1 protein-coding gene and 1 pseudogene are annotated in these 818 nt (G+C 59.3%); both read right to left on the bottom strand.

Annotation, left to right across the window (positions count from 1 at the left end; genetic code table 11):
- A pseudogene (gene purH, locus RSB01_RS14080) lies at positions 1–562 on the bottom strand (bifunctional phosphoribosylaminoimidazolecarboxamide formyltransferase/IMP cyclohydrolase); the annotation flags it as partial.
- 82 nt (positions 563–644) lie between these two features.
- Positions 645–818 (bottom strand): DNA-binding transcriptional regulator Fis (gene fis, locus RSB01_RS14085; protein WP_332625754.1); only part of this gene is annotated, 174 nt, incomplete at its 5' end.

Genomic DNA, 818 nt, shown 5'->3' on the forward strand with positions numbered 1-818 from the left:
CATAGGCGGCGGTGTGTTCGAACGCCTTGAGCATCAGGTCGAAACGCTGGGCGTAGGTCAGGCCGCCGGCTTTCAGGCTGTCCAACACTTGGGCGTAGTCGCTGGCGTTGACCACGATGGCCACGTCTTTGTGATTCTTCGCTGCCGAACGCACCATGGTCGGGCCGCCGATATCGATGTTTTCGATGGCGGTCGGCAGGTCGCAGCCTGGCTTGTTGATGGTGGCTTCGAACGGGTACAGGTTAACGGCCACCAGGTCGATCGGCTTGATGCCGTGCTCGGCCATGATGGCGTCGTCGATGCCGCGACGGCCGAGGATGCCGCCGTGGATTTTCGGGTGCAGGGTCTTGACCCGACCGTCCATCATTTCTGCGAAACCGGTGTAGTCCGCGACTTCTACTGCGGCCACGCCGTTGTCCTGCAGCAGTTTGAAGGTCCCGCCCGTGGAGAGGATTTCCACGCCCAGGGCTTCGAGTTCCCGGGCAAATTCGAGGATCCCGGTCTTGTCGGAAACACTGATCAAGGCGCGGCGGATCGGCAGGCGGGTAGTCTGGTCGGTCATCTCAATTTCCATCAAAAGCAAAGGAAGTCAGCAAAAAAGGCGACCGGTTTTACGCGGGCGCCTTTCTGGTTTGATTGAATGCTTACAGCAAATCGTACTGCTTGAGCTTTTTGCGCAAGGTGCCACGGTTGAGGCCCAGCAGCTCACTGGCTTTGGTCTGGTTGCCCTTGACGTAGTTCATCACGCTTTCGAGCAAGGGCGCCTCGACTTCGGAGAGCACCAGGTTGTACACGTCCGTGACGGAAGCGCCCTCAAG

It is taken from the genome of Brevundimonas sp. (genome assembly GCF_036659295.1).
Lineage (GTDB): Bacteria > Pseudomonadota > Alphaproteobacteria > Caulobacterales > Caulobacteraceae > Brevundimonas.